The 22,159-nt window shown below is 60.5% G+C and carries 18 protein-coding genes; 9 read left to right on the forward strand and 9 right to left on the reverse strand.

The features are described 5' to 3' along the window. Positions 1 to 67: 67 nt before the first annotated feature. Positions 68 to 1,492: an aminotransferase-like domain-containing protein gene (locus GIW79_RS22320; RefSeq protein WP_073521949.1), complete on the forward strand. Its 1,425-nt coding sequence runs from the start codon at positions 68 to 70 to the stop codon at positions 1,490 to 1,492. 140 nt (positions 1,493 to 1,632) lie between these two features. On the opposite strand, the gene ppsR is transcribed toward GIW79_RS22320, so the two are convergent. Beyond that, positions 1,633 to 2,451 carry a posphoenolpyruvate synthetase regulatory kinase/phosphorylase PpsR gene (gene ppsR / locus GIW79_RS22325; RefSeq protein ID WP_003193298.1) on the reverse strand — a complete coding sequence of 273 codons (819 nt, stop codon included), beginning with the start codon at positions 2,449 to 2,451 and terminating at the stop codon, positions 1,633 to 1,635. Between the two features lie 178 nt (positions 2,452 to 2,629). Between ppsR and ppsA the strand changes: the two genes are divergently transcribed. From ppsA to GIW79_RS22365, 8 genes are all read left to right on the forward strand, one after another. Further along, entirely contained in the window at positions 2,630 to 5,005 is a 2,376-nt protein-coding gene (ppsA, locus tag GIW79_RS22330) for a phosphoenolpyruvate synthase (protein ID WP_003193296.1), read from the forward strand. Between the two features lie 106 nt (positions 5,006 to 5,111). Next, positions 5,112 to 6,101, forward strand: a complete 990-nt coding sequence (locus GIW79_RS22335) for an alpha/beta fold hydrolase (protein ID WP_034128358.1) — start codon at positions 5,112 to 5,114, stop codon at positions 6,099 to 6,101. A gap of 229 nt (positions 6,102 to 6,330) precedes the next feature. Then, complete coding sequence (gene rraA / locus GIW79_RS22340; RefSeq protein ID WP_014719488.1) at positions 6,331 to 6,822, forward strand: ribonuclease E activity regulator RraA; 492 nt, start codon at positions 6,331 to 6,333, stop codon at positions 6,820 to 6,822. Between the two features lie 25 nt (positions 6,823 to 6,847). Beyond that, positions 6,848 to 7,843, forward strand: a complete 996-nt coding sequence (locus GIW79_RS22345) for a zinc transporter ZntB (RefSeq protein WP_054897192.1) — start codon at positions 6,848 to 6,850, stop codon at positions 7,841 to 7,843. An 86-nt stretch (positions 7,844 to 7,929) separates the two neighbouring features. Beyond that, positions 7,930 to 8,175, forward strand: a complete 246-nt coding sequence (locus tag GIW79_RS22350; protein WP_014719486.1) for a hypothetical protein — start codon at positions 7,930 to 7,932, stop codon at positions 8,173 to 8,175. A 2-nt stretch (positions 8,176 to 8,177) separates the two neighbouring features. Then, positions 8,178 to 9,002, forward strand: a complete 825-nt coding sequence (locus GIW79_RS22355; RefSeq protein ID WP_003193288.1) for a mechanosensitive ion channel family protein — start codon at positions 8,178 to 8,180, stop codon at positions 9,000 to 9,002. A gap of 87 nt (positions 9,003 to 9,089) precedes the next feature. After that, the gene (gene sigX, locus GIW79_RS22360; protein WP_103299598.1) at positions 9,090 to 9,680 is read left to right on the forward strand and encodes an RNA polymerase sigma factor SigX; all 591 of its coding nucleotides are present in this window, start codon (positions 9,090 to 9,092) and stop codon (positions 9,678 to 9,680) included. A 107-nt stretch (positions 9,681 to 9,787) separates the two neighbouring features. Further along, a complete protein-coding gene (locus GIW79_RS22365) occupies positions 9,788 to 10,768 on the forward strand; it encodes an OmpA family protein (RefSeq protein ID WP_019820540.1) in 981 nt (326 codons plus the stop codon). Between the two features lie 60 nt (positions 10,769 to 10,828). Here the strand turns inward: GIW79_RS22365 and cobA are convergent, their stop codons facing one another. From cobA to GIW79_RS22405, 8 genes are all read right to left on the reverse strand, one after another. Further along, positions 10,829 to 11,572 carry a uroporphyrinogen-III C-methyltransferase gene (cobA, locus tag GIW79_RS22370; protein WP_236453123.1) on the reverse strand — a complete coding sequence of 248 codons (744 nt, stop codon included), beginning with the start codon at positions 11,570 to 11,572 and terminating at the stop codon, positions 10,829 to 10,831. Positions 11,573 to 11,582: 10 nt separating this feature from the next. Continuing rightward, positions 11,583 to 14,291, reverse strand: coding sequence for a nitrate reductase (locus GIW79_RS22375; protein ID WP_200583195.1), 2,709 nt, complete (start codon positions 14,289 to 14,291; stop codon positions 11,583 to 11,585). Beyond that, the gene (gene nirD, locus GIW79_RS22380; RefSeq protein WP_014719483.1) at positions 14,291 to 14,608 is read right to left on the reverse strand and encodes a nitrite reductase small subunit NirD; all 318 of its coding nucleotides are present in this window, start codon (positions 14,606 to 14,608) and stop codon (positions 14,291 to 14,293) included. The genes GIW79_RS22375 and nirD overlap by 1 nt, the downstream gene beginning before the upstream one ends. Beyond that, complete coding sequence (gene nirB, locus GIW79_RS22385; protein ID WP_054920649.1) at positions 14,605 to 17,058, reverse strand: nitrite reductase large subunit NirB; 2,454 nt, start codon at positions 17,056 to 17,058, stop codon at positions 14,605 to 14,607. Before nirB ends, nirD begins: the two co-directional genes overlap by 4 nt. 232 nt (positions 17,059 to 17,290) lie before the next feature. Then, positions 17,291 to 18,958 carry a bifunctional protein-serine/threonine kinase/phosphatase gene (locus GIW79_RS22390; protein WP_236453126.1) on the reverse strand — a complete coding sequence of 556 codons (1,668 nt, stop codon included), beginning with the start codon at positions 18,956 to 18,958 and terminating at the stop codon, positions 17,291 to 17,293. Beyond that, positions 18,958 to 20,169, reverse strand: coding sequence for a nitrate/nitrite transporter (locus GIW79_RS22395; protein WP_032903097.1), 1,212 nt, complete (start codon positions 20,167 to 20,169; stop codon positions 18,958 to 18,960). The genes GIW79_RS22390 and GIW79_RS22395 overlap by 1 nt, the downstream gene beginning before the upstream one ends. A gap of 146 nt (positions 20,170 to 20,315) precedes the next feature. Continuing rightward, positions 20,316 to 20,891 carry an ANTAR domain-containing response regulator gene (locus GIW79_RS22400; RefSeq protein ID WP_003193274.1) on the reverse strand — a complete coding sequence of 192 codons (576 nt, stop codon included), beginning with the start codon at positions 20,889 to 20,891 and terminating at the stop codon, positions 20,316 to 20,318. 13 nt (positions 20,892 to 20,904) lie between these two features. Then, complete coding sequence (locus GIW79_RS22405) at positions 20,905 to 22,104, reverse strand: CmpA/NrtA family ABC transporter substrate-binding protein (RefSeq protein WP_054897187.1); 1,200 nt, start codon at positions 22,102 to 22,104, stop codon at positions 20,905 to 20,907. Between the last annotated feature and the right edge of the window lie 55 nt (positions 22,105 to 22,159).

Raw genomic sequence — 22,159 nt, forward strand, 5'->3', positions numbered from 1 at the left:
ATTGAACTTGTAATGAGTTATGTTTATCGGCGATTGAACCCGTAAAAGCACACTATTAGGGCGAAAGATGGCTGTCAAAACAAATATTGACATGGTGTCAATTATGCGTGAGGGCCTGTCCAACGGGCAGGGCGTGAAGTACAAGCGCCTGTCTGATGTGATGGAACGGGGCATCCTCGAAGGCTTGATTGAACCGGGACGAAAACTGCCGCCCCATCGGGTGCTTTCCGACAATTTAGGCGTGACCATCGGCACCATCAGCCGGGCTTACGGTGAACTGGAACGCCTGGGCCTGGTGGTTGCACGGGTAGGTGACGGCACCTTCGTGCGCAAGCGTGGGATGGAGCGCCAGCGTGATGAGGGCTTTCGTAATTTCAGCGAGGAGCCGCGCCAGTACTTCGACATGAGCCGCAACATGCACATTCCCGGGCAAGAGACGGTGTTTCTCGCCCAGAGCTTCCAAACCCTGTCGACCAACGCCAAGTTCCTCCAGGACATCAGCGCCTACACCCCGGACGCCGGCCTGCCGCGTTACCGTGAAGCGGGTGCGCAATGGCTGGTGCAGCGCGAGTTTCATCCGATTCCCGAGCAGGTCATCTGCGTCAACGGCGGCCAGCACGGCTTGCTGTGCGCCATGATGGCGTTGCTGCGTGCTGGCGATACGGTGGTCACCGAGCAGTTGACTTATCCCGGGCTGATTACCGCTGCGCGTATGCTGGGGGTGCGGCTGATCGGCCTGGAGATGGATGAGGAAGGCGTATTGCCCACGGCGCTGGATGAGGTCTGTCGCAATCACCGTATTTCGGCGTTGTACTGCACGCCGACTATCCAGAATCCGACCACCGCTGTGTTGTCGGTGGCGCGCCGCGAAGCCTTGGCCAGGGTGTGTCGCGAACATAACCTGCTGATTCTGGAGGACGAAGCCCACGGTGTGCTGGTGGAGGACCGTCCGCCGCCCCTCAGTTATTTCGCGCCTGAGCGTACGATCTTGATCAGCAGCCTGAGCAAGGCGGTATCGGCCGGTTTGCGGGTGGGCTACGTGCATGCGCCGCCGGCGCTGGTCAGTCGCATTTCGGCGGCGTTGCGTTCGACCTGCTGGATGGCCACACCTGTGACCCTGGAACTGGCGACCCAGTGGATTGAAAACGGCACGGCGGAATATTTGTTGCGTCAGCAGATCAACGAGATCAGCCGTCGCAAGACGTTAGTCGAAGATTTATTGAACGGCTTGGCCTATCGCACCCACCTCAACAGCCCGCACTTCTGGATCGAAGTACCGGAGCCCTGGCGGGCCTCGGAAATCGAGGCGGAGCTCAAACAGAACAATTACCTGATCGCCACCGCCGAGGCTTTTGCCGTGGGGCAGACGGCGGTGCCGCAGTTTATTCGGGCGAGTATCTGCAACACGTCGGGCGATGATCAGTTATTGCGCGAGGGGTTTGACGCGCTGGCGACGGCGCTGGGGCAGGGGGGCGGGCGGTTTCATCTGTAAATCCGCGTTACCGTTGCTCGTTCCCACGCTCTGCGTGGGAATGCATCTTGCGACGCTCCGCGTCGCTATTGCGGGACGCGGAGCGTCCCAGGCGGCGTTCCCACGCAGAGCGTGGGAACGATCAGATCAGGCGACAGAGATCACTTGAAGCGCCGCTCCACACCCTTCTCCACCAGAATCTTCGCCGAAATCTCTTCCACCGAAAAATGCGTGGAATTGATGTGCGCAATATTCTCCCGGCGAAACAGATTTTCTACTTCACGCACTTCAAATTCGCACTGGGCATAGCTGGAGTAGCGGCTGTTGGGCTTGCGTTCGTTGCGGATGGCGGTCAGCCGGTCCGGGTCGATGGTCAGGCCGAACAGCTTGTGTGAATGCGCGCGCAAGGCGGCGGGCAGGGTCAGGTGCTCCATGTCGTCTTCGGTCAGCGGGTAGTTGGCCGCACGAATACCGAATTGCATGGCCATGTACAGGCAGGTCGGGGTCTTGCCGCAACGCGACACGCCCACCAGGATCAGGTCGGCCTTGTCGTAGTAGTGGGTGCGGGCACCGTCGTCGTTGTCGAGGGCGAAGTTCACCGCCTCGATACGCTCCATATAGTTGGAGTTATGCCCGATGGAATGGGACTTTCCGACCGAGTAGGAGGAGTGTTCACTCAATTCCTGTTCCAGCGGCGCCAGGAAGGTAGAGAAAATGTCGATCATGAAACCATTCGACGTTGCGAGAATCTCACGAATGTCTTGATTGACGATGGTGTCGAAAATGATCGGGCGAAAACCGTCTTTTTCAGCCGCCAGATTGATTTGTTGTACCATGGCCCGCGCTTTATCCACGCTGTCTATATAAGGCCGGGTGAATTTGGCGAAGGTAATGTTTTCGAACTGCGCGAGCAGGCTCTGGCCCAATGTTTCGGCTGTGATGCCGGTGCCGTCGGAAATAAAGAAAGCAGATCGTTTCATTTGAGCCCTGGGCCTTAAGCTGATGGCGAATCTTGGATATGATAGGCGCGATTTTGCCGTCCCGCAGTGGGCCGCATTCTCACTTATTTTCCAGGTCCAGGCCACAAGCGCTGGCGTTAGCTCCTACTGAGCAACCCGCGTCCTGAGCTTTTCCAACACAGAAAGTGGAGAGATCACCTTGGTAGAGTACGTAGTTTCCCTCGATAAGCTCGGCGTCCATGATGTAGAGCATGTGGGGGGCAAGAACGCATCCCTCGGCGAGATGATCAGTAATCTTGCAGGCGCTGGTGTCTCGGTGCCCGGTGGTTTCGCCACCACGGCCCAGGCTTACCGCGACTTCCTCGAGCTGAGCGGCCTCAACGCCCAGATCCACGCCGCGCTGGACGCCCTGGACGTCGATGACGTCAACGCCCTGGCCAAGACCGGCGCCCAGATCCGCCAGTGGATCATGGAAGCCGAGTTCCCCGAGAAGCTCAACGAAGAAATTCGCACCGCCTTCGCCACTCTGTCGGCCGGTAACCCGGACATGGCTGTTGCCGTGCGTTCCTCTGCCACCGCCGAAGACTTGCCGGACGCCTCCTTTGCGGGCCAGCAGGAAACCTTCCTCAACATTCGCGGCGTCGAAAACGTGATCCGCGCGGCCAAGGAAGTGTTTGCCTCCCTCTTTAACGACCGTGCGATTTCCTATCGCGTACACCAGGGTTTCGACCACAAGCTGGTGGCCCTGTCTGCCGGTGTGCAGCGCATGGTGCGTTCGGAAACCGGCACTGCCGGTGTGATGTTCACCCTGGATACCGAATCCGGTTTCCGTGACGTGGTGTTTATCACCGGCGCCTACGGCCTGGGCGAAACCGTCGTACAAGGCGCGGTCAACCCGGACGAATTCTACGTACACAAGGGCACCCTCGAAGCGGGCCGCCCGGCCATCCTGCGCCGTAACCTGGGCAGCAAGGCCATCAAGATGATCTACGGCGACGAGGCCAAGGCCGGTCGCTCGGTCAAAACCGTTGAAGTCGACAAGGCCGAGCGTGCGCGTTTCTGCCTGACCGACGCTGAAGTCAGCGAGTTGGCCAAACAAGCGATGATCATCGAAAAGCACTACAAGTGCCCGATGGACATCGAGTGGGCCAAGGACGGTGACGACGGCAAGCTGTACATCGTGCAGGCTCGCCCGGAAACCGTGAAGAGCCGCACTTCGGCCAACGTCATGGAGCGCTACCTGCTCAAGGAAACCGGCACCGTGCTGGTAGAAGGCCGTGCCATTGGCCAGCGCATTGGCGCAGGCAAGGTGCGGATCATCAAGGACGTGTCCGAGATGGACAAGGTCCAGCCAGGTGACGTACTGGTTTCCGACATGACCGACCCGGATTGGGAACCGGTGATGAAGCGCGCCAGTGCCATTGTCACCAACCGTGGCGGGCGTACCTGCCACGCGGCGATCATTGCCCGTGAGCTGGGGATTCCGGCAGTCGTGGGTTGCGGCAACGCCACTCAACTGCTCAAGGATGGCCAGGGCGTGACCGTTTCCTGCGCCGAAGGCGATACCGGCTTTATCTTCGAAGGTGAGCTGGGCTTCGATATCAAGCAAAACTCCATCGACGCCATGCCCGACCTGCCGTTCAAGATCATGATGAACGTCGGCAACCCGGACCGCGCCTTTGATTTCGCGCAGTTGCCGAACGCCGGTGTGGGCCTGGCCCGCCTGGAATTCATCATCAACCGCATGATCGGCGTGCACCCCAAGGCACTGCTGAACTATGACGGGCTGCCGCTGGACATCAAGGAAAGCGTCGACAAGCGCATCGCCGGCTACAACGACCCGGTAGGTTTCTACGTCGAGAAACTGGTCGAAGGCATCAGCACCCTGGCTGCGGCGTTCTACCCGAAAAAGGTCATCGTGCGCCTGTCGGACTTCAAGTCCAATGAATACGCGAACCTGATCGGTGGCAAGCTCTACGAGCCGGAAGAAGAAAACCCGATGCTGGGTTTCCGCGGCGCCTCGCGTTACATCAGCGAAGCCTTCCGTGACTGCTTCGAGCTCGAATGCCGTGCGCTCAAGCGTGTGCGCAACGAGATGGGCCTGACCAACGTCGAGATCATGGTGCCGTTCGTGCGCACCCTGGGCGAAGCGAGCCAGGTGGTGGACCTGCTGGCAGAAAACGGTTTGACCCGCGGCGAGAACGGGCTGCGCGTGATCATGATGTGCGAATTGCCGTCCAACGCCATCCTGGCTGAAGAGTTCCTGGAGTTCTTCGACGGTTTCTCCATCGGCTCCAACGACCTGACCCAGTTGACCTTGGGCCTGGACCGCGATTCGGGGATCATCGCCCACCTGTTCGACGAGCGTAACCCAGCGGTCAAGAAGCTGCTGGCCAACGCCATCCAGGCTTGTAACAAGGCTGGCAAGTACATCGGTATCTGCGGCCAAGGCCCTTCGGACCACCCTGACCTGGCCAAATGGCTGATGGAGCAGGGGATCGAGAGCGTCTCGCTGAACCCCGATTCCGTGCTGGAAACCTGGTTCTTCCTGGCTGAAGGCCAAGCGTCCGCCTAAGGTCGCGTGGTCAAAAGTGCCGGTCACTCGTTGCGGGTGACCGGCATTCTTATCTGTACAGGGCGGGAATCCTTGCGGACGCCGCCCTTTTTTGTGCAAGAGCATTATGCAAAGCAGCAGCCATCTGTTTCCTGTCGCCCTGATCAGCGCTGAACGTCGCGGCGACCTGAGTGAAGACGTCTACCGGCTCAAACCCGGTAACAGCCCGGACGGCACCGTCGAACTGGCGGTTACCCGTTTGGGCCTGGCCGATGTCCCGGAAAACCGGGGCACGCCGATTATTTTGTTGCATGGCAGTTTTTCCAACCGGCGTTTCTGGTATTCGCCCAAAGGTATCGGCCTGGGGGCTTACCTGGCGCGTCGCGGATTTGATGTGTGGATCCCGGAAATGCGCGGCCATGGTTTGTCCAAACGCAATCACGACTACGCCAGAAACCGTGTCGCCGATTACGCGCGCTACGATTTGCCGGCCGTGGGGGCGTTTGTGTGTGAGCAAAGCGGGCAGATTCCGCACTGGATCGGGCATTCCCTCGGTGCCACTACCCTGGCTGCGGCCTTGGGTGGGCGGCACTTGGATGCATCAGGGGTGGCCTCGGTGGCGTTGTTCGGCTGCCAGGTCAGTCGCACCCACTGGCCGTTGAAAATTCCACCGGTGGAGTGGAGCGGTCGCTTTATCCTCAAGCGCCTTGCCCATCTGTCCGGCCCGCGCTTCAAGCGTGGGCCCGAGGACGAGCCGGCCGGCGTGATGATCGAAGCGATGCGTTGGAACGGCCTGTTCGGCCGGTTTGGCGATGCCGAGCATGACTGGTGGAAAGGCTTGGCGCAGGTCGATGTGCCGCTGTTGGCGGTGAGCGCAGCGGGCGACCGGCAAGACCCGGACTGGGCCTGCCGCAAGCTCTTCGAGCAAGTGGGCAGCGAGCATCGCCAGTACCTGTGCCTGGGACGTCAGCAAGGTTTCAGCGAGGATTTCGGCCATGTGCAGATGCTGGTCAGCAAAGCGGCCCAGGCCCAAGTGTGGCCTTTGGTCGAGCGTTGGTTGAACGACCCGCTGACACCCTTGTTGGGTACGCAGCCCGAGGTGTCCGCAGCGGTTTGACGAAACGCTCTACCAAGGGCGTTTCACTCTTGAATGGTTGCGGCTAAGATATGACGCGCCACGCGCTTCTGGTCATATTCAGTCGCGTAACGTGTATTGCGTTGCGCTGATCGTGGTTTGATCATGGCCGCCGCCCACCCGCAGGCGCTTAAAGAATGCCTGTCGCGGGGCGTTTTCTTGATGTACACCGTGGATGTTCGACCTCTTCTTTGATGACAGGAGTTTCTCGATGAACCATTACGTGACCCCCGACCTGTGTGACGCCTACCCGGAGCTGGTGCAGGTAGTGGAGCCGATGTTCAGCAACTTCGGTGGCCGAGACTCCTTTGGTGGCGAGATAGTCACCCTCAAATGCTTCGAGGATAACTCGCTGGTCAAGGCGCAGGCTGACCTGCCGGGCGCTGGTAAAGTGCTGGTGGTCGACGGTGGTGGTTCGCTGCGCTGCGCGTTGCTGGGTGACATGATTGCCGAGAAAGCCGCGAAAAATGGTTGGGAAGGGCTGGTAATCTACGGGTGCATCCGTGACGTAGACGTCATCGCCCAGACCGACCTGGGTGTGCAGGCCCTGGCCTCTCATCCGAAAAAAACCGACAAGCGCGGCCTTGGCGACCTGAACGTGCCGGTGACATTCGCAGGCGTGACGTTCCGCCCCGGTGAGTACATTTATGCCGATAACAACGGGGTGATCGTGTCACCCAGCCCGCTGAAAATGCCTGAATAATCTGCCGCAACCGATCGGGGTGAGGATGTTCGAAGAAGAAAACGCGCAATGGGGGCTGGTGCATGCCCTGGTGCTGGACGGTAAAGGCGGTGCGCGTTCGATTGCCCGGACTGAACTCGACGATTTGCAGTTGCAGCCCCAGGAAAGCCTGTGGCTGCACTGGGATCGCAGCCATCCTCAAACCCAGACCTGGCTGCGTAAATCCAGCGGCCTTAGCGAGTTTGCCTGTGACTTGCTGCTGGAGGAAAACACCCGTCCACGCCTGTTGCCGCTGCCGGACGCCGAGTTGCTGTTGTTTCTGCGCGGGATCAATCTCAACCCAGGCGCGGAGCCGGAAGACATGGTGTCGGTGCGCATCTTCGCCGCCGCCAACCGAGTGATTTCCCTGCGTTTGCGCCCCTTGCGCGCTACCGATGAGTTGCTGGTGCAACTGGCAGACGGCAAAGGCCCCAGGACGGCGTCTGAACTCATCCTTTATATGGCTCAGTACCTGACCAACAAAGTGCAGGATCTGGTCGCTGGCTTGTCTGAAATCGTCGATTCCGAGGAAGAAAAACTCGATGCCGACGAACGGTATACCCCGGAGCACGGCAGCGTTCTGCAGATCCGTCGAAGAGCCGCCGGACTCAAGCGCTTCCTGGCCCCACAGCGGGATATTTTCGCCCAACTGACACGAATCAAATTGGCGTGGTTCTGCGACGACGATGCCGACTACTGGAACGAACTGCACAACAGCCTGACCCGTTACCTGGAAGAGCTGGAATTGGCCAGAGAGCGCGTGGGGCTTGTGCTGGAGGCTGAAGACCGGCGCTTGAGCCTGCGCATGAACCGCACCATGTACCGCTTCGGGATCATCACCGGGATCTTCTTGCCGATGAGTTTTCTTACCGGTTTGCTCGGTATCAATGTGGGCGGCATTCCGTTCTCTGCCAGCCCTTATGGATTCATGATTGCGTGCCTGTTGATGGTGTCTGTGGCACTGGGGCAATGGTGGCTGTTTCGGCGATTGCGCTGGGTTTGACCTGAATATGACCTGAACGTAAGAAACGGCCGATGTGACCCGATGAATTTTACCCTCGTCTTTTAAATCACTTGCGAGAGGTCTCTATGCACGATCCGTTCGAACAGTCTTTGCGTGACATGCTCAATGCTTCGCCATCCAACCGTGATGACGATGCCTGCCTGGGCCGCGTACTGAAAACCGCCAACCGTCAGGTAGGGGCGGGTGACCTGTTCGGTCTGCTCGGGCGGTGGTTGCCGGCGTTGATGATGGCCCTGAACAATGGTTCGGCCCATGTGTCACCGGTTTCCCGTCGTAAACCTCTTGCTAGCACTGCTGATAAGGCTGATTGAATATGGAACTTGATCTCTGGACCCAGAGCCTGGTCACCGCGATGACCGCATTGTGGACCAAGGTGGCGAATTTCATTCCCAACCTGTTTGGTGCCCTGGTCCTGGTATTGCTGGGTTTTGTCGTGGCCAAGCTGCTCGATACCCTGCTGTCCAAATTGCTCGCCAAACTGGGGCTCGATCGCCTGATGGCGGGCACTGGCCTGACCAAGTTGCTCGGCCGCGCAGGGTTGCAAGTACCGATTTCGACCCTGATCGGCAAGATCGTCTATTGGTTCGTTCTACTTATTTTTCTGGTTTCTGCAGCGCAGTCCCTTGGACTTGAGCGAGTTTCAGCTACGCTCGACATGCTGGCACTGTATTTGCCGAAAGTTTTCGGCGGCGCGCTGGTGCTGCTGGTGGGGGTTTTACTCGCGCAACTGGCCAACGGGCTGGTGCGCGGGGCCGCCGAAGGCGTGGGGTTGGACTACGCAGCGGGCCTGGGACGAATTGCCCAGGGGCTGGTGATCATCATCAGTATTTCCGTCGCGATCAGCCAGTTGGAGGTCAAAACTGACCTGCTCAACCACGTGATTGTGATTGTTTTGATTACCGTTGGTCTGGCAGTTGCGCTGGCCATGGGGTTGGGAAGCCGGGAAATTGCCGGTCAGATTCTTGCGGGAATCTATGTGCGTGAGCTGTATCAAGTTGGGCAACAGGTGCGTGTGGGCGAGGTCGAAGGGCAAATCGAGGAGATCGGCACAGTCAAGACGACCGTGCTGACCGATGACGGGGAACTGGTGTCGCTGTCCAACCGGATTCTCCTGGAGCAGCAGGTCAGTAGCCGCTAATCCGGCAAATCCTGCTAATGTACGCCGCCGCAAACCCGGGTGACCGGGTTGCAGCGGACATTGACCTGACTGTCGGCACGACTTGTTTTGAATAAAGCCCAAACGCTGTCCATGCGCTATGACCCCCGTGAGCTCTCTGATGAGGAGTTGGTCGCGCGCTCGCACACGGAGCTGTTTCACGTAACACGCGCGTACGAAGAATTGATGCGCAGGTATCAACGCACTCTGTTCAACGTTTGTTCAAGGTATTTGGGGAACGATAGAGACGCGGATGATGTCTGTCAGGAAGTGATGCTCAAGGTGCTATACGGCCTGAAGAACTTCGAGGGCAAATCGAAGTTCAAGACCTGGCTGTACAGCATCACGTACAACGAGTGCATCACGCAGTATCGGAAGGAACGGCGAAAGCGTCGCTTGATGGACGCTTTGAGTCTGGACCCCCTTGAGGAGGCGTCTGAAGAGAAGGCGCCGGCACCCGAGGAAAAGGGCGGACTTGATCGCTGGTTGGTGCATGTGAACCCGATTGACCGCGAAATTCTGGTGCTTCGATTTGTCGCAGAGCTGGAATTTCAGGAAATCGCTGACATCATGCATATGGGTTTGAGTGCTACAAAAATGCGGTACAAGCGTGCTCTTGATAAATTACGTGAGAAATTTGCGGGCGAGACTGAAACTTAGTGCGTAGCAAATATCTCTTACGTGTAGGCAAGTTCTGTTAGACTTGTCGCCGAGTTGTCCCCCGGTTTGTGGGACTGCTTTACAATCACCAGATGGGGATTTAACGGATGAAACTGAAAAACACCTTGGGCTTGGCCATTGGTTCTCTTATTGCCGCTACTTCTTTCGGCGTTCTGGCACAAGGCCAAGGCGCAGTTGAAGGCGAGCTGTTCTACAAGAAGCAGTACAACGATAGCGTTAAGCACATCGAAGACGGCTTCAACCCAGGCGCTCGCATTGGTTACTTCCTGACCGACGATCTGTCGTTGAATCTGTCGTACGACAAGACCAACCACACCCGTTCGAACGACGGCACTGGCAACCAGAAGATCAAAGGTGACACTGGCAGCCTCGTTGCTCAGTACCACTTCGGTCAGGCTGGCGTTGATAGCCTGCGTCCATACGTTGAAGGCGGTTTCGGCCACCAGAGCCGTACCAACGTTCAGGCTGACGGCCACAGCGGTCGCGACCAGACCACTTTCGCTACCATCGGTACCGGCGTGAAGTACTACTTCACCAACAACCTGTACGCTCGTGCTGGTGTTGAAGCTGACTACGGTCTGGACAACGGCAAGTGGGACTACTCCGCACTGGTTGGCCTGGGCGTGAACTTCGGCGGTAACGCTGGCGCAGCTGCTCCAGCTCCTACCCCAGCACCTGCTCCAGAGCCAGTTCCAGAGCCAGAAGCTCCGGTTGCTCAGGTTGTTCGTGTTGAGCTGGACGTTAAGTTCGACTTCGACAAGGCTGTTGTTAAGCCTAACAGCTACGGCGACGTTAAAAACCTGGCCGACTTCATGGCTCAGTACCCAGCTACCAACGTAGAAGTTGCTGGTCACACTGACTCCGTAGGTCCAGACGCTTACAACCAGAAGCTGTCCCAGCGTCGTGCTGACGCTGTTAAGCAAGTCCTGGTTAAAGACGGCGTTGCTCCTAGCCGTGTAACTGCTGTTGGTTACGGCGAATCCCGCCCAGTTGCTGACAACGCAACTGAAGCTGGTCGCGCTGTTAACCGTCGCGTAGAAGCGTCGGTTGAAGCTACCGCTCAGTAATTACTGAGTAGTAAAGAAAAGCCCGGCTCAGGCCGGGCTTTTTTTCGCCTGCGATTTGCCTCAGGCGCTTGCCGCAGCGGCGATGCTAGCCATCTGTGCGGCGCCGGCAACCTGGCCAATCACCAGGATGGCGGGGCTCTTCAGTGCAAAGGCTTTTGCAGCTTCATGCATGGCCGCCAGGGAGCTGCGGCATTCGCGTTGCTGGGGCAATGAAGCGTTTTCGATCATTGCCACCGGCATATCCGCAGCCATGCCGCCGTTGAGCAGCTGTTCGCGGATTTCTTCCAGCTTGGCCACGCCCATATATACCACCAGCGTGGTTCCACCCTCCGCCAGCGCACGCCAGTTCAAGCTACTGTCATCCTGGGTATGCGCGGTGACCAAGGTCACTCCACGGCTCACTCCGCGCAAGGTCAAAGGGATGTCACACTGGGTCGCCCCGGCCAGCCCTGAGGTGATGCCATTGACCAATTCCACCTCGATTCCACGCTCGCGCAGCCAGGTTGCCTCCTCGCCACCGCGGCCAAAAATACACGGGTCACCGCCTTTAAGGCGTACTACGCACTTACCCTGGCGTGCATAACGCAACATCAGGCGGTGAATAAAATCCTGCGGGGTAGAACGACATCCCCCGCGCTTGCCGACGGTAATCACCCGAGCGTTGGCGCAGTGTTCCAGTACTGCCGGGTTGACCAGATCATCAATCAGCACGACGTCCGCTGCCTGCAGAGCCCGTACCGCTTTCAGGGTCAGTAACTCCGGGTCACCTGGTCCTGCGCCTACCAGCCACACTTTTGCGCTCATGTTGTTCCCCTTACACACTGATGGCGATTGGCTGCGGGTTGCTGGCCAAAAGACGTTTGATTTCCGGCACGCAGGAGCCGCATTGGGTGCCGCAGCCCAGGGCCTGTTTGAGGCCATCCAGGTCCAGGCCGCTGCCGATACCGGCACACACGGCGTTTTCGCTGACGTTCTTGCAGTTGCACACAATCTTGTTGCTGGCCGTGGTACCGCCCGGCGGCGCGCTCAAGGGCGCCAGTAACCAGCGCCGCAGTTGCTCGTCGGCCCGGCCTTCCAGCCACAGGCTTTGCAGCCAGTGACGGGCCAGGGTTTCGCCGGCCAGGCGCAGGGCCGTGATGCGACCTTTCTCGATTTTTACGCGCTTGCCGATTGAGCGGCGCGGGTCGTCATAGGCCATTACCGGGCCGTCGTTGAGGCCCAGCAGTTGGTCGATACGGGTCAAGAGTTGCAGGTCGGGCGCCTCGGTATGCGCGGCGCGCACCAGTAGCGCGGGGCGTTCACGGCCAGCCAGGCTCAGGCTGACGTAGGCAAAGGTTTCACACAGTGGACGCAAGGCTTCGAAGTGTTGCTGTACATCGCCTTCGATCAGCGCAAACAGCTGCCACGGCAGTTGCACTGCTTCCAGGCGCACGCCGCTGTGCTTGAGCTCCGGCTGTTTGGACAATGGGTCGAACGCCGGTTGAGTGAGGGTATTGACGCCGCCCTTGAGAAAGCGGTCGCCCCAGTGCATGGGCAGAAACGCTTGGCCGGGACGCACACTGTCATCGCTGCCGACGGCGACGATCACGCTGCCGCGACGGCTTTTCAGGCTGACCAGGTCACCCTCTTTGAAGCGGTGGCGGCGTAGCTCATCCGGATGCAGGCTCAACAATGCTTCACTGACGTGCCCGAACAGCTGCGCTGCCGTGCCGGTGCGGCTCATCCCGTGCCATTGATCACGCAGGCGACCGGTGATCAGGGTCAGGGGGAATCGCGCATCGCGCTGTTCCTTGGCGGCGCGGTAAGGCTCGGCGACAAATCGCGCCCGGCCCGTGTCAGTAGGGAAAATGCCGTCGGTGTACAGGCGCGACGTACCCGCTTGCGCACCCTCGGGAAAGGGCCACTGCTGCGGGCCGAGCCGGTCGAGCAGGGAGTGGCTGATGCCGGACATATCCAGGTCACGGCCTTGGGTCAGTGGCTTGAATTCATCAAACAGCTGCGCCGCTTGCTCAAAGGCGAACAGGCTCGGCAACCCCGGACGCAGACGACGCTCCAGGCGCTGTGCGAAATCCACCGTGATCGCCCAATCCGCGCGTGCTTCACCCGGTGGGTTGATGGCACGGCGCACGTGGGAAATACGCCGCTCGGAGTTGGTCACCGTGCCGTCTTTTTCACCCCAACTGGCGGCGGGCAGTAGCAGGTCGGCATAGGCGGCGGTTTCGGTGGTACGAAACGCTTCCTGTAACACCACGAACGGGCACGCGGCCAAGGCGGCACGCACCGCGTTCTGGTCGGGCAGCGATTGGGCTGGGTTGGTACAGGCGATCCACAACGCCTTGATCTTGCCAGCCTGCACCTGTTCAAACAGTTCGATGGCGGTAAGGCCCGTAGTCGCGGGCAGTTGTTCCACGCCCCAATAGGCCGCTACTTCAGCGCGGTGTTCAGGGTTGGCCGCTTCGCGGTGGCCCGGCAGCAAGTTGGACAGGCTGCCGGTTTCGCGCCCGCCCATGGCGTTCGGTTGGCCGGTCAGGGAAAACGGCCCGCAGCCCGGCCGGCCAATGGTCCCCGTGGCTAGATGCAGGTTGATCAACGCGCTGTTTTTGGCGCTGCCAGCGGTGGATTGGTTAAGCCCCATGCACCACAGCGACAAAAAGCTGCTGGAGGTGCCGACCCACTGTGCGCACAGGCGCAGCTGTTCGACGCTGATGCCGCACAGCTGCGTGACCATCTGCGGCGTGTAGTCATGCACCAGGCGCTTGAGTTCGGCCAGGCCTTCGGTATGGGCCTGGATAAACGCACGGTCGACCCAGTCTTCCCACAGCAGTAAATGCAAAATGCCGTGGAACAACGCCACATCCGTTCCCGGCAAGATGGCCAAGTGCAGGTCGGCCAAGTCGCAGGTGTCGGTACGCCGAGGGTCAATCACCAGCACTTTCATCTGCGGGCGTTGCGCCTTGGCTTGCTCCAGGCGTCGGAACAATACCGGGTGGGCGTAGGCCATATTGCTGCCGACGATCATCACGCAGTCGCTGTTTTCCAGGTCTTCATAGCTGCACGGCGGCGCATCGGCGCCCAGGCTGCGCTTGTAGCCGACCACCGCCGAAGACATGCACAGCCGAGAATTGCTGTCGATATTATTGGTGCCCACCAATGCGCGGGCCAGCTTGTTGAAGCTGTAGTAGTCCTCGGTCAGCAGTTGCCCGGAGATATAGAACGCCACACTGTCGGGCCCGTGTTCGGCAATAGTATCGGCGAACACGTTGGCCGCGTGGTCCAGGGCGGTGTCCCAGTCGGTGCGGGTGCGCGCCAGTTCTTTGCCCAAGCGCAATTGCGGGTAAAGAGCACGGGCGCTCAAGTCGCCGGTCAGGTGCAGGCTCGCGCCTTTGCTGCACAACTTGCCGAAGTTGGCCGGATGGCTGGGGTCGCCTTGCACCCCCAGGATCTGTTCGCCGTCATGCTCGATCAGCACGCCGCAGCCCACCCCGCAATAACAACAGGTGGACGCGGTGGTCTGGCGGTTCATCAACCCGCGTCCCGCAGAGCCAGCATCACCCGGCCGTTTTCGACCCGGGCTTGATGATGGTGGGCGCAGCCGATATCCGGGGCCTGGGCTTGGCCAGTCGCCAGGTCGATCTGCCAGTTGTGCAGCGGGCAGGCCACCCGCTTGCCGTAGATCAAGCCTTGGGACAGCGGCCCGCCTTTGTGTGGGCAGCGGTCGTCGAGGGCAAAGACTTCATCGTCACTGGTGCGAAAAATCGCAATGTCACCTTTCGGCCCGCTGATGATGCGCGAGCCCAGGGCGTTGATTTCATCGAGCGCGCAGATATCCAGCCAGTTCATAGCGAGACCTCCAGTTGTTTGACGGGGATCACGTCGAATTCCTTTTTCAGCAGCGGCTGTTCCAGGCGTTCTTTCCACGGGTCCTGCTCGAATGACAACGAGAACTGCAAACGCTCATTGAGGGCCTGGCGGCGGGCCGGGTCTTCCAGCACAGCCTTCTTGATATGCTCCATGCCCACCCGCTGCAGGTAGTGCACGGTGCGCTCCAGGTAGAAGGCTTCTTCGCGGTATAGCTGCAGGAATGCGCCGTTGTATTCGCGCACTTCCTCTGCGGTCTTCACCTTGACGAAGAACTCCGCGACTTCGGTCTTGATCCCGCCGTTGCCACCGATGTACATCTCCCAGCCCGAGTCGACACCGATAATGCCTACGTCCTTGATGCCCGCTTCCGAGCAGTTGCGTGGGCACCCGGAGACCGCCAACTTGACCTTGTGGGGCGACCACATATTGAACAGGTCATGCTCCAGCTCGATGCCCAGTTGCGTCGAGTTCTGCGTGCCAAACCGGCAGAACTCGCTGCCCACACAGGTTTTGACGGTGCGGATGGATTTGCCATAGGCATGCCCGGACGGCATATCCAGGTCCTTCCATACCCCTGGCAAGTCCTGCTTCTTGATACCGAGCAAGTCAATGCGCTGGCCGCCGGTGACCTTGACCATCGGCACGTTGTACTTGTCGGCCACATCGGCGATGCGGCGCAACTCCGAAGGATTGGTCACGCCGCCCCACATCCGTGGGACCACAGAGTAGGTGCCGTCTTTTTGAATATTGGCGTGGGCCCGTTCGTTGATCAGCCGCGATTGCGGGTCGTCCTTGGCTTCGCCGGGCCAGGTGGAGATCAGGTAATAGTTGAGGGCCGGGCGGCAGGTGGCGCAGCCATTGGGGGTGCGCCAGTTCAGGTAGCGCATGGTGCTGTCGATGGTCAGCAGGTGCTGCTCGCGGATGGCCTGGCGGATCTGCCCGTGGTTGAGGTCGCTGCAGCCACAGATGGCTTTTTCACTTTTGGGTTTGACGTCGGCGGCGCCGCCCACGGTGTTGATCAGGATCTGCTCGACCAGCCCGGCACAGGAGCCGCAGGAACTGGCGGCCTTGGTGTGTTTTTTCACCTCATCGACACTGAACAGCCCTTGTTCCTGGATCGCCTTGACGATGGTGCCCTTGCACACGCCGTTGCAGCCGCAGACTTCGGCGCTGTCGGCCATGCTCATGGCTTTGTCCTGGCCTTGGTGGCCGACATCGCCGAGTGCATTTTCACCGAACATCAGATGATCGCGGATTTCACCGATGGCGTGGTTCTCACGGATCTGGCGGAAATACCAGCCGCCATCGGCGGTATCGCCGTACAGGCAGGCGCCGACCAGGATGTCGTCCTTGATCACCAGCTTCTTGTACACGCCGCCAATCGGGTCGGAGAGCGTGATGGTCTCGGTGCCTTCGCCGCCCATGAAGTCGCCGGCGGAGAACAGGTCGATGCCGGTGACTTTCAGCTTGGTCGAGGTCACCGAGCCTTTGTAAGTGGCAAAGCCCAATTGGGCCAGGTGGTTGGCGCAGACCTTGGCCTGTTCGAACAAGGGTGCCACCAGGCCATAGGCGATGCCGCGATGGCTGGCGCATTCACCGATCGCATAGATACGCGGGTCGTAGGTTTGCATTGTGTCGTTGACCAGGATCCCACGGTTGCAGGGGATGCCGGACTTTTCCGCGAGTTCGGTATTGGGGCGGATGCCGGCAGCCATCACCACCAGGTCGGCCGGGATGATGTCGCCATTCTTGAACTGCACCGAGCCGACGCGGCCATTGCCGGCATCGTGCAGGGCCTGGGTTTGCTCGCACAGGCGAAACACCAGGCCGCGACTTTCCAGTTCGGTTTGCAGTAGCTGGCCGCTGGTCTTGTCCAGTTGCCGCTCCAGCAGCCATTCACCGATGTGCACCACCGTCACGTGCATGCCGCGCAGCATCAGGCCGTTGGCCGCTTCCAGGCCGAGCAGGCCGCCGCCGATCACCACCGCATGCTTGTGGGTCTTGGCGGTGTCTATCATCGCCTGTGTATCGGCAATGTCGCGGTAACCAATCACGCCCTGCAAGCTGTTGCCGGGAATTGGCAGGATAAACGGCGTGGACCCGGTGGCGATCAGCAGGCGGTCATATTCGGCCTCGCTGCCGTCTTCGGCGATGACTTTGCGCTTGACCCGGTCGATCTGCACCACTTTGCGGTTGAGCAGCAACTTGACGTTGTTGTCCAGGTACCAATCCAGGTCGTTGAGCACGATCTCTTCGAAGGTTTGTTCACCGGCCAGTACCGGCGACAGCAGGATGCGGTTGTAGTTGGTGTGAGGCTCGGCGCCGAACACGGTGATGTCGTACAGCTCGTTGCTCAGCTTGAGCAGTTCTTCAAGGGTGCGAACCCCGGCCATGCCGTTGCCGATCATCACCAGTTTGAGTTTTTTCATGTCGTTCTCCGCAATGGCTCGACAAATCGTGCGCAAACAAAAAAGGCATCCCCGCTAGTCAGCTAGCGAGGACGCCTTTGTCCTGGTCCCGTTCTCTCGGGAAGCTCGGCCCTTCGTCGTTGAAGGAGCGGCTATATGTGGGGTGTTGAGAACGTTAATGCAGCAGCTGTGCCAAGTCCCTATAGCCCAGGTTTAGTGGGCGTTTACACGGAGAGTTGGCGGATTCTGCCCGCTAGTGGTGCATCAGCCAGTACAGCAGCACCAGATTGAGTAGCAGCGAAGCCATCGCCAGGGTCTGCCAGACTTTCAAGGGTTCGCGTTCGAGCAAAGGGCGTGGGCGTACGCTCAATTCGCGGCGATCGGCCTGTTCCAGCACCAACAGCCATTCTTCGGCGGTTTCATAACGTTGGGCCGAGACAGCGGTCACCGCTCGTTCCAGGCTGTGTGGCAACCATTCCGGCAAGTCGGGGCGATAACGGCTGGCGCTGACGGGTTGGGAAAACCTGGGCCGTTGGAAGGCCTCGATTTCACCGTAGGGGTAATGCCCAGTCAGCAGGTAATACAAGGTCACGCCGACGCTATATAAGTCCTGTTGTGCCGTAGGCTGCTCGCCAGCGAACGCCTCGGGCGCGATGAAACTCGGGGTGCCGGGCAGCAGGTGCGCACGGTCCTCGGAGAGCCCGGGGCAATAGGCCAGGCCGAAGTCCAGCACTCGCAGTTCGCCATCTTCTCCCAGCAGCAGGTTTTCTGGCTTGATGTCGCGGTGCAGGATCTGCCGGCGATGCAACAGGCCCACGGCGCGCAGCAAGCGTTCGGCAATCGACTGCCATTGTGCCAACGGCAGCGGGCCCTGTTGTTGGAACAGTTGGGCCAGGGTTTGCCCGGCGTATTCGCGCATCACGTAGTACAAATGCTGACGGCCACTGGCGGCATGCACTTCGGGAAAGGCCCGGCCGGCGGCCCGGCGCAGAAACCATTCCTCCGATAACAAGGCCTGGGCGGCGTCGGTATCGTCGCAACGCAACGGCAAGGTCTTGAGCAGCCAGGGTTGCCCCTGGGCGTCGTGCACGCGGTACAGCAGCGACTGCCGACTCTGCGCCAGCACGCTTTGCACCTGCCAGCCTTCAAAGGTTTGCCCGACTTTCAGCGGTGGCGGCAGTGGCCATTGCTGCAACTGCACCAAGGCGTCGCCGAGGGTGGCCGCGCCGAGTTGATCGATGCGCACCAGCAAGGCGCTGGCGTTGTCTTGACTACCCGCCAGGTGGGCGGCGTTGACCAGGGTGTTGACGGCCAGCTCGAGGTCGCTTTGTTCGCGCAGGATCGCGCCGATGCTGTGATCGCCCAGCGTGGCCCACACCCCATCGCTGAGTAGCAGGAAACACTCGCCCTCGCGCAATGGACCATCGAGGAAGTCCAGCACCAAGTGCTGATCCAGGCCGAGGGCGCGCTTGAGTACATGCTGCATGCCCGGCTGTTCCCACACATGGTCTTCACTGATGCGTTGCAACTCTCCGTCAAGCCAACGATACACCCGGCAATCACCGACATGGGCCAGGGTGAAACGCTGGCCGCGAAACACCAGGGCGCTTAGGGTGGTGAGCAACGGTTGGCCGCCGCCGTTGGCTTGCAACCAGCGATTCTGCGCCAGTAACAAGCGCTCCAGCGCCTGGGCCACGCCCCAGGTCTGTGGCGTAGCGTAGTAGTCCAGGGCCAGGGCCTGCAGGGTCGAGCGTGCGGCCAGGCCACCGTCGGCGCACTGGCTGACGCCGTCGGCCAGCGCGCACAGGTAGCCTTTGCTCGCGGCCAGTTCCGCCATGGGCGTGACCACCCGAAGCGCATCCTGGTTCTCGCTGCGCGGGCCGATGGCACTGGCCTGGGCGACGCTCAGTTGCAGGCTCATCAGACGCGGGCGGCGGTCACGGCGGCCGAACCCCAGGTGGTTCTCCAGCGCCGTTTCACCCCATGCAGGCCGAACCAGGCCAACACACCGAGGCTGGCGAACAACCACAGGGCCAGTTGATAGCTGCCAGTACTCTGCTTGATCGCGCCCATGCCCGCCGCAAGGGCGAAGCCACCGATGCCACCGGCCATGCCGATCAGGCCGGTCATGACGCCGATCTCACTGCGAAAACGCTGCGGCACCAGTTGGAATACCGCCCCATTGCCAGCGCCCAGGCCGAGCATGGTGCAGACGAAAAGCGCCAGCGCCGCGTAGGAACTGGGCAGGTTGAACCCCACTGCCGCAATGCAGATCACCGCCACGCTGTACATGCCGAGCAGGGTCTTGATCCCGCCGAACCGGTCTGCCAGGGCGCCACCCAATGGGCGCATCAGGCTGCCGCCGAACACACAGGCGGCGGTGTAATAGCCGGCGGTCACCGGGCTCAGGCCGTACTGGTCGTTGAAGTAGCCGGGCAGGGCGCTGGCCAGGCCGATAAACCCGCCGAAGGTCACGCTGTAGAAAAACATGAACCACCAGCTGTCGCGGTCGCCCAGGGCCTTGAAGTAGTCGGCCATGGATTTGGCTTTCGGCCGTTCAGGCGCATTGCGCGCAAGCCAGGCGAATACGATCAGGGTCAGCACCAGTGGGATCAGCGCAAAGCCGAATACATTGCTCCAACCAAAGGCGGCCGCCAGCACGGGCGCCAGCAACGCCGCAAACACGGTGCCGGAGTTACCGGCGCCGGCGATGCCCATCGCCTTGCCCTGGTGCTCCGCGGGGTACCACTGTGACGCCAAAGGCAGGGCGACCGCGAAGGACGCACCGGCCATGCCCAGGAACATGCCCAGCAGCAGCGCTTGTTCGTAGCTGTGGATCCCCAGTTTCCAGGCGCAGAACAGCGCCACGATCACAATCACCTGGCCAATCAGCCCGGCGGTCTTGGGCGACAGCTTGTCGGCCAGCATCCCCATCAAGAAGCGCAGTACCGCGCCCGCCAGGATTGGGGTGGCCACCACCAGGCCGCGCTGTTGGGTGGTCAGGTGCAAATCAGCGGCAATCTGCACCGCCAGGGGGCCCAGCAGGTACCAGACCATGAAGCTCAGGTCGAAATACAGGAACGCGGCAAACAGGGTCGGGGTGTGCCCGGATTTCCAGAAGCTTGATTTCATCACGCACCTCAACGGTTGGGGGTCTAGAAACGAAAAAACGCCGCCACCGGGTTCGCGAGGGCAAACCGGGTGGGCGACGTCTTTGTCGTGAAGGGGCAACCGCCGTTGGCTACCTGTGATAATTCTTTAGCAAGAGCTGAGCCAGATCAGCCGAGCAACTCGCTCATGGCAATAATCTGCTCCGCCACCTGGATCAGTTTCTGTTGACGGCTCATGGCCTGGCGGCGCATCAGGGTGTAGGCCTCTTCCTCGTTGCAGCTCTTCATCTTCATCAGCAGGCCCTTGGCCAACTCGATGCGCTTGCGCTCGGCCAGTTGCTGGTCGCGGGCATGGAGCTGGGCGCGCAGGGCCTGGTCACTCTCGAAGCGCGCCATGGCCACATCGAGGATCGGTTGCAGGCGCTGGGCCTGGATGCCTTCGACGATATAGGCACTGACGCCGGACTTGATGGCCTGGCGCATCACATTAGGGTCGTGCTCGTCGGTGAACATCACGATGGGCCGTGGCTGATCGCGGCTGACCAGCACCACTTGCTCCATCACATCGCGCCCGGGTGACTCGGTATCGATCAGGATCACATCAGGACGCACTGTTTCGACGCGTGCGGGCAGGTCGATGGTCAAGCCGGACTCATCGATCACCTCGAAGCCGGCCTCGGTCAATGCGGCCTTGAGGCGCCCGACCTTGCGCGGGGTGTCGTTGATCAACAGGATTCGCAGCATCGTCGGGCTCCTGTCAGCGCAGCGCTTGGCGATTGGCATCATCGGCCAGGGCATGCAGGTGGAAGCTGCGGGCGTAGCCAGCGGGGTCGCTGCCGTCCCAGGTCTTGCCGTCGAGCAACTGGCTGCGGCGCATGTCCGAGTCGCCTGCGTTAATGCCCAGCGCCTCGGCAGCCTGGCGATACAGTGCCAATTGCTGAACTTGCCGGGCAACGCCCAGGTAGTCAGGGTCTTCCCGCAGCAAGCCCCAGCGCCGGAACTGGGTCATGAACCACATGCCATCGCTGAGGTAAGGCAGGTTCACCTCGCCGTCGGCGAAAAAGCGCAGTGCATGGGGATCCTGCCAGTGGTTGCCCAGGCCATCGTCATAGTGCCCCAGCAGGCGCGGTTCGATGCAGGCCACAGGTGCGTCGAGGTATTCACTGGCACTGAGCAACTGGGCGGTAGAGCGGCGGTTTTCACGGCTCTGCTCGATAAACCGGCTGGCCTCGAGGATCGCCATGACCAGTACGCGTGCGGTATTGGGGTACGCGTCAGCGAAGGCTTGGGTGCAGCCCAGGACTTTTTCCGGGTGGTCCGGCCAGATTGCCTGGCTGGTCGCCAGGGTAAAGCCCTGGTTTTGTTGCACTGCGCTGGCGCACCAGGGTTCACCCACGCAAAGTCCGTCGATGCGTCCGGCTTGCAGGTGCGCCACCATTTGCGGCGGCGGCACCACCACACTGTTCACATCCTGCAATGGATGAATGCCTTGGCTCGCCAGCCAGTAGTACAACCACATGGCATGGGTGCCGGTGGGAAACGTCTGAGCGAAGGTCAGTTTTGTCCGGCTTTGGTGCACATGGCCTTTCAACGCCTCAGGAGTGATCACGCCTTGCTGTTGCAGGCCGTGGGACAGGTTGATGCCCTGGCCATTCTGGTTCAGCCCCATCAGCACTGCCATGGGGCTGGCGGCGACGCCGCCGATGCCCAGGTGTACGGCATAGATCAGCCCGTAGAGACTGTGGGCGGCGTCGAGTTCACCGCTGACCAGCTTATCGCGCAGGTTGGCCCAGGACGCCTGGCGCTTGAGGTTGAGTGTGAGGCCGTAAGGTTGGGCGAAGCCCTGGGTGGCGGCGACCACCAACGAGGCGCAATCGGTCAGGGCCATGAACCCAAGGTCCAGGCTGCTCTTTTCCGGGGCATCGCTGCCGTGTACCCAAGCCAGCGGATCGTTCATCAATACCTGCCTTTTCTGAAAAAAAAGCGCCGTTTCCCAGGCTGGCGTTACAGGC

This window comes from Pseudomonas sp. PA-7-1E (genome assembly GCF_021605325.1).
GTDB classification, from domain to species: domain Bacteria; phylum Pseudomonadota; class Gammaproteobacteria; order Pseudomonadales; family Pseudomonadaceae; genus Aquipseudomonas; species Aquipseudomonas fluorescens_BV.

Excerpts from the sequence above, each read along its gene's own strand:
- GIW79_RS22320 (WP_073521949.1), top strand. The coding sequence starts at position 68 with ATGGCTGTCAAAACAAATATTGACATGGTGTCAATTATGCGTGAGGGC.
- ppsR (WP_003193298.1), bottom strand. The coding sequence starts at position 2,451 with ATGAAACGATCTGCTTTCTTTATTTCCGACGGCACCGGCATCACAGCC.
- GIW79_RS22335 (WP_034128358.1), top strand. The coding sequence starts at position 5,112 with ATGCAAAGCAGCAGCCATCTGTTTCCTGTCGCCCTGATCAGCGCTGAA.
- rraA (WP_014719488.1), top strand. The coding sequence starts at position 6,331 with ATGAACCATTACGTGACCCCCGACCTGTGTGACGCCTACCCGGAGCTG.
- GIW79_RS22345 (WP_054897192.1), top strand. The coding sequence starts at position 6,848 with ATGTTCGAAGAAGAAAACGCGCAATGGGGGCTGGTGCATGCCCTGGTG.
- GIW79_RS22350 (WP_014719486.1), top strand. The coding sequence starts at position 7,930 with ATGCACGATCCGTTCGAACAGTCTTTGCGTGACATGCTCAATGCTTCG.
- GIW79_RS22355 (WP_003193288.1), top strand. The coding sequence starts at position 8,178 with ATGGAACTTGATCTCTGGACCCAGAGCCTGGTCACCGCGATGACCGCA.
- GIW79_RS22365 (WP_019820540.1), top strand. The coding sequence starts at position 9,788 with ATGAAACTGAAAAACACCTTGGGCTTGGCCATTGGTTCTCTTATTGCC.
- cobA (WP_236453123.1), bottom strand. The coding sequence starts at position 11,572 with ATGAGCGCAAAAGTGTGGCTGGTAGGCGCAGGACCAGGTGACCCGGAG.
- GIW79_RS22375 (WP_200583195.1), bottom strand. The coding sequence starts at position 14,291 with ATGAACCGCCAGACCACCGCGTCCACCTGTTGTTATTGCGGGGTGGGC.
- nirD (WP_014719483.1), bottom strand. The coding sequence starts at position 14,608 with ATGAACTGGCTGGATATCTGCGCGCTCGATGAAATCAACGCCCTGGGC.
- nirB (WP_054920649.1), bottom strand. The coding sequence starts at position 17,058 with ATGAAAAAACTCAAACTGGTGATGATCGGCAACGGCATGGCCGGGGTT.
- GIW79_RS22390 (WP_236453126.1), bottom strand. The coding sequence starts at position 18,958 with ATGAGCCTGCAACTGAGCGTCGCCCAGGCCAGTGCCATCGGCCCGCGC.
- GIW79_RS22395 (WP_032903097.1), bottom strand. The coding sequence starts at position 20,169 with ATGAAATCAAGCTTCTGGAAATCCGGGCACACCCCGACCCTGTTTGCC.
- GIW79_RS22400 (WP_003193274.1), bottom strand. The coding sequence starts at position 20,891 with ATGCTGCGAATCCTGTTGATCAACGACACCCCGCGCAAGGTCGGGCGC.
- GIW79_RS22405 (WP_054897187.1), bottom strand. The coding sequence starts at position 22,104 with ATGAACGATCCGCTGGCTTGGGTACACGGCAGCGATGCCCCGGAAAAG.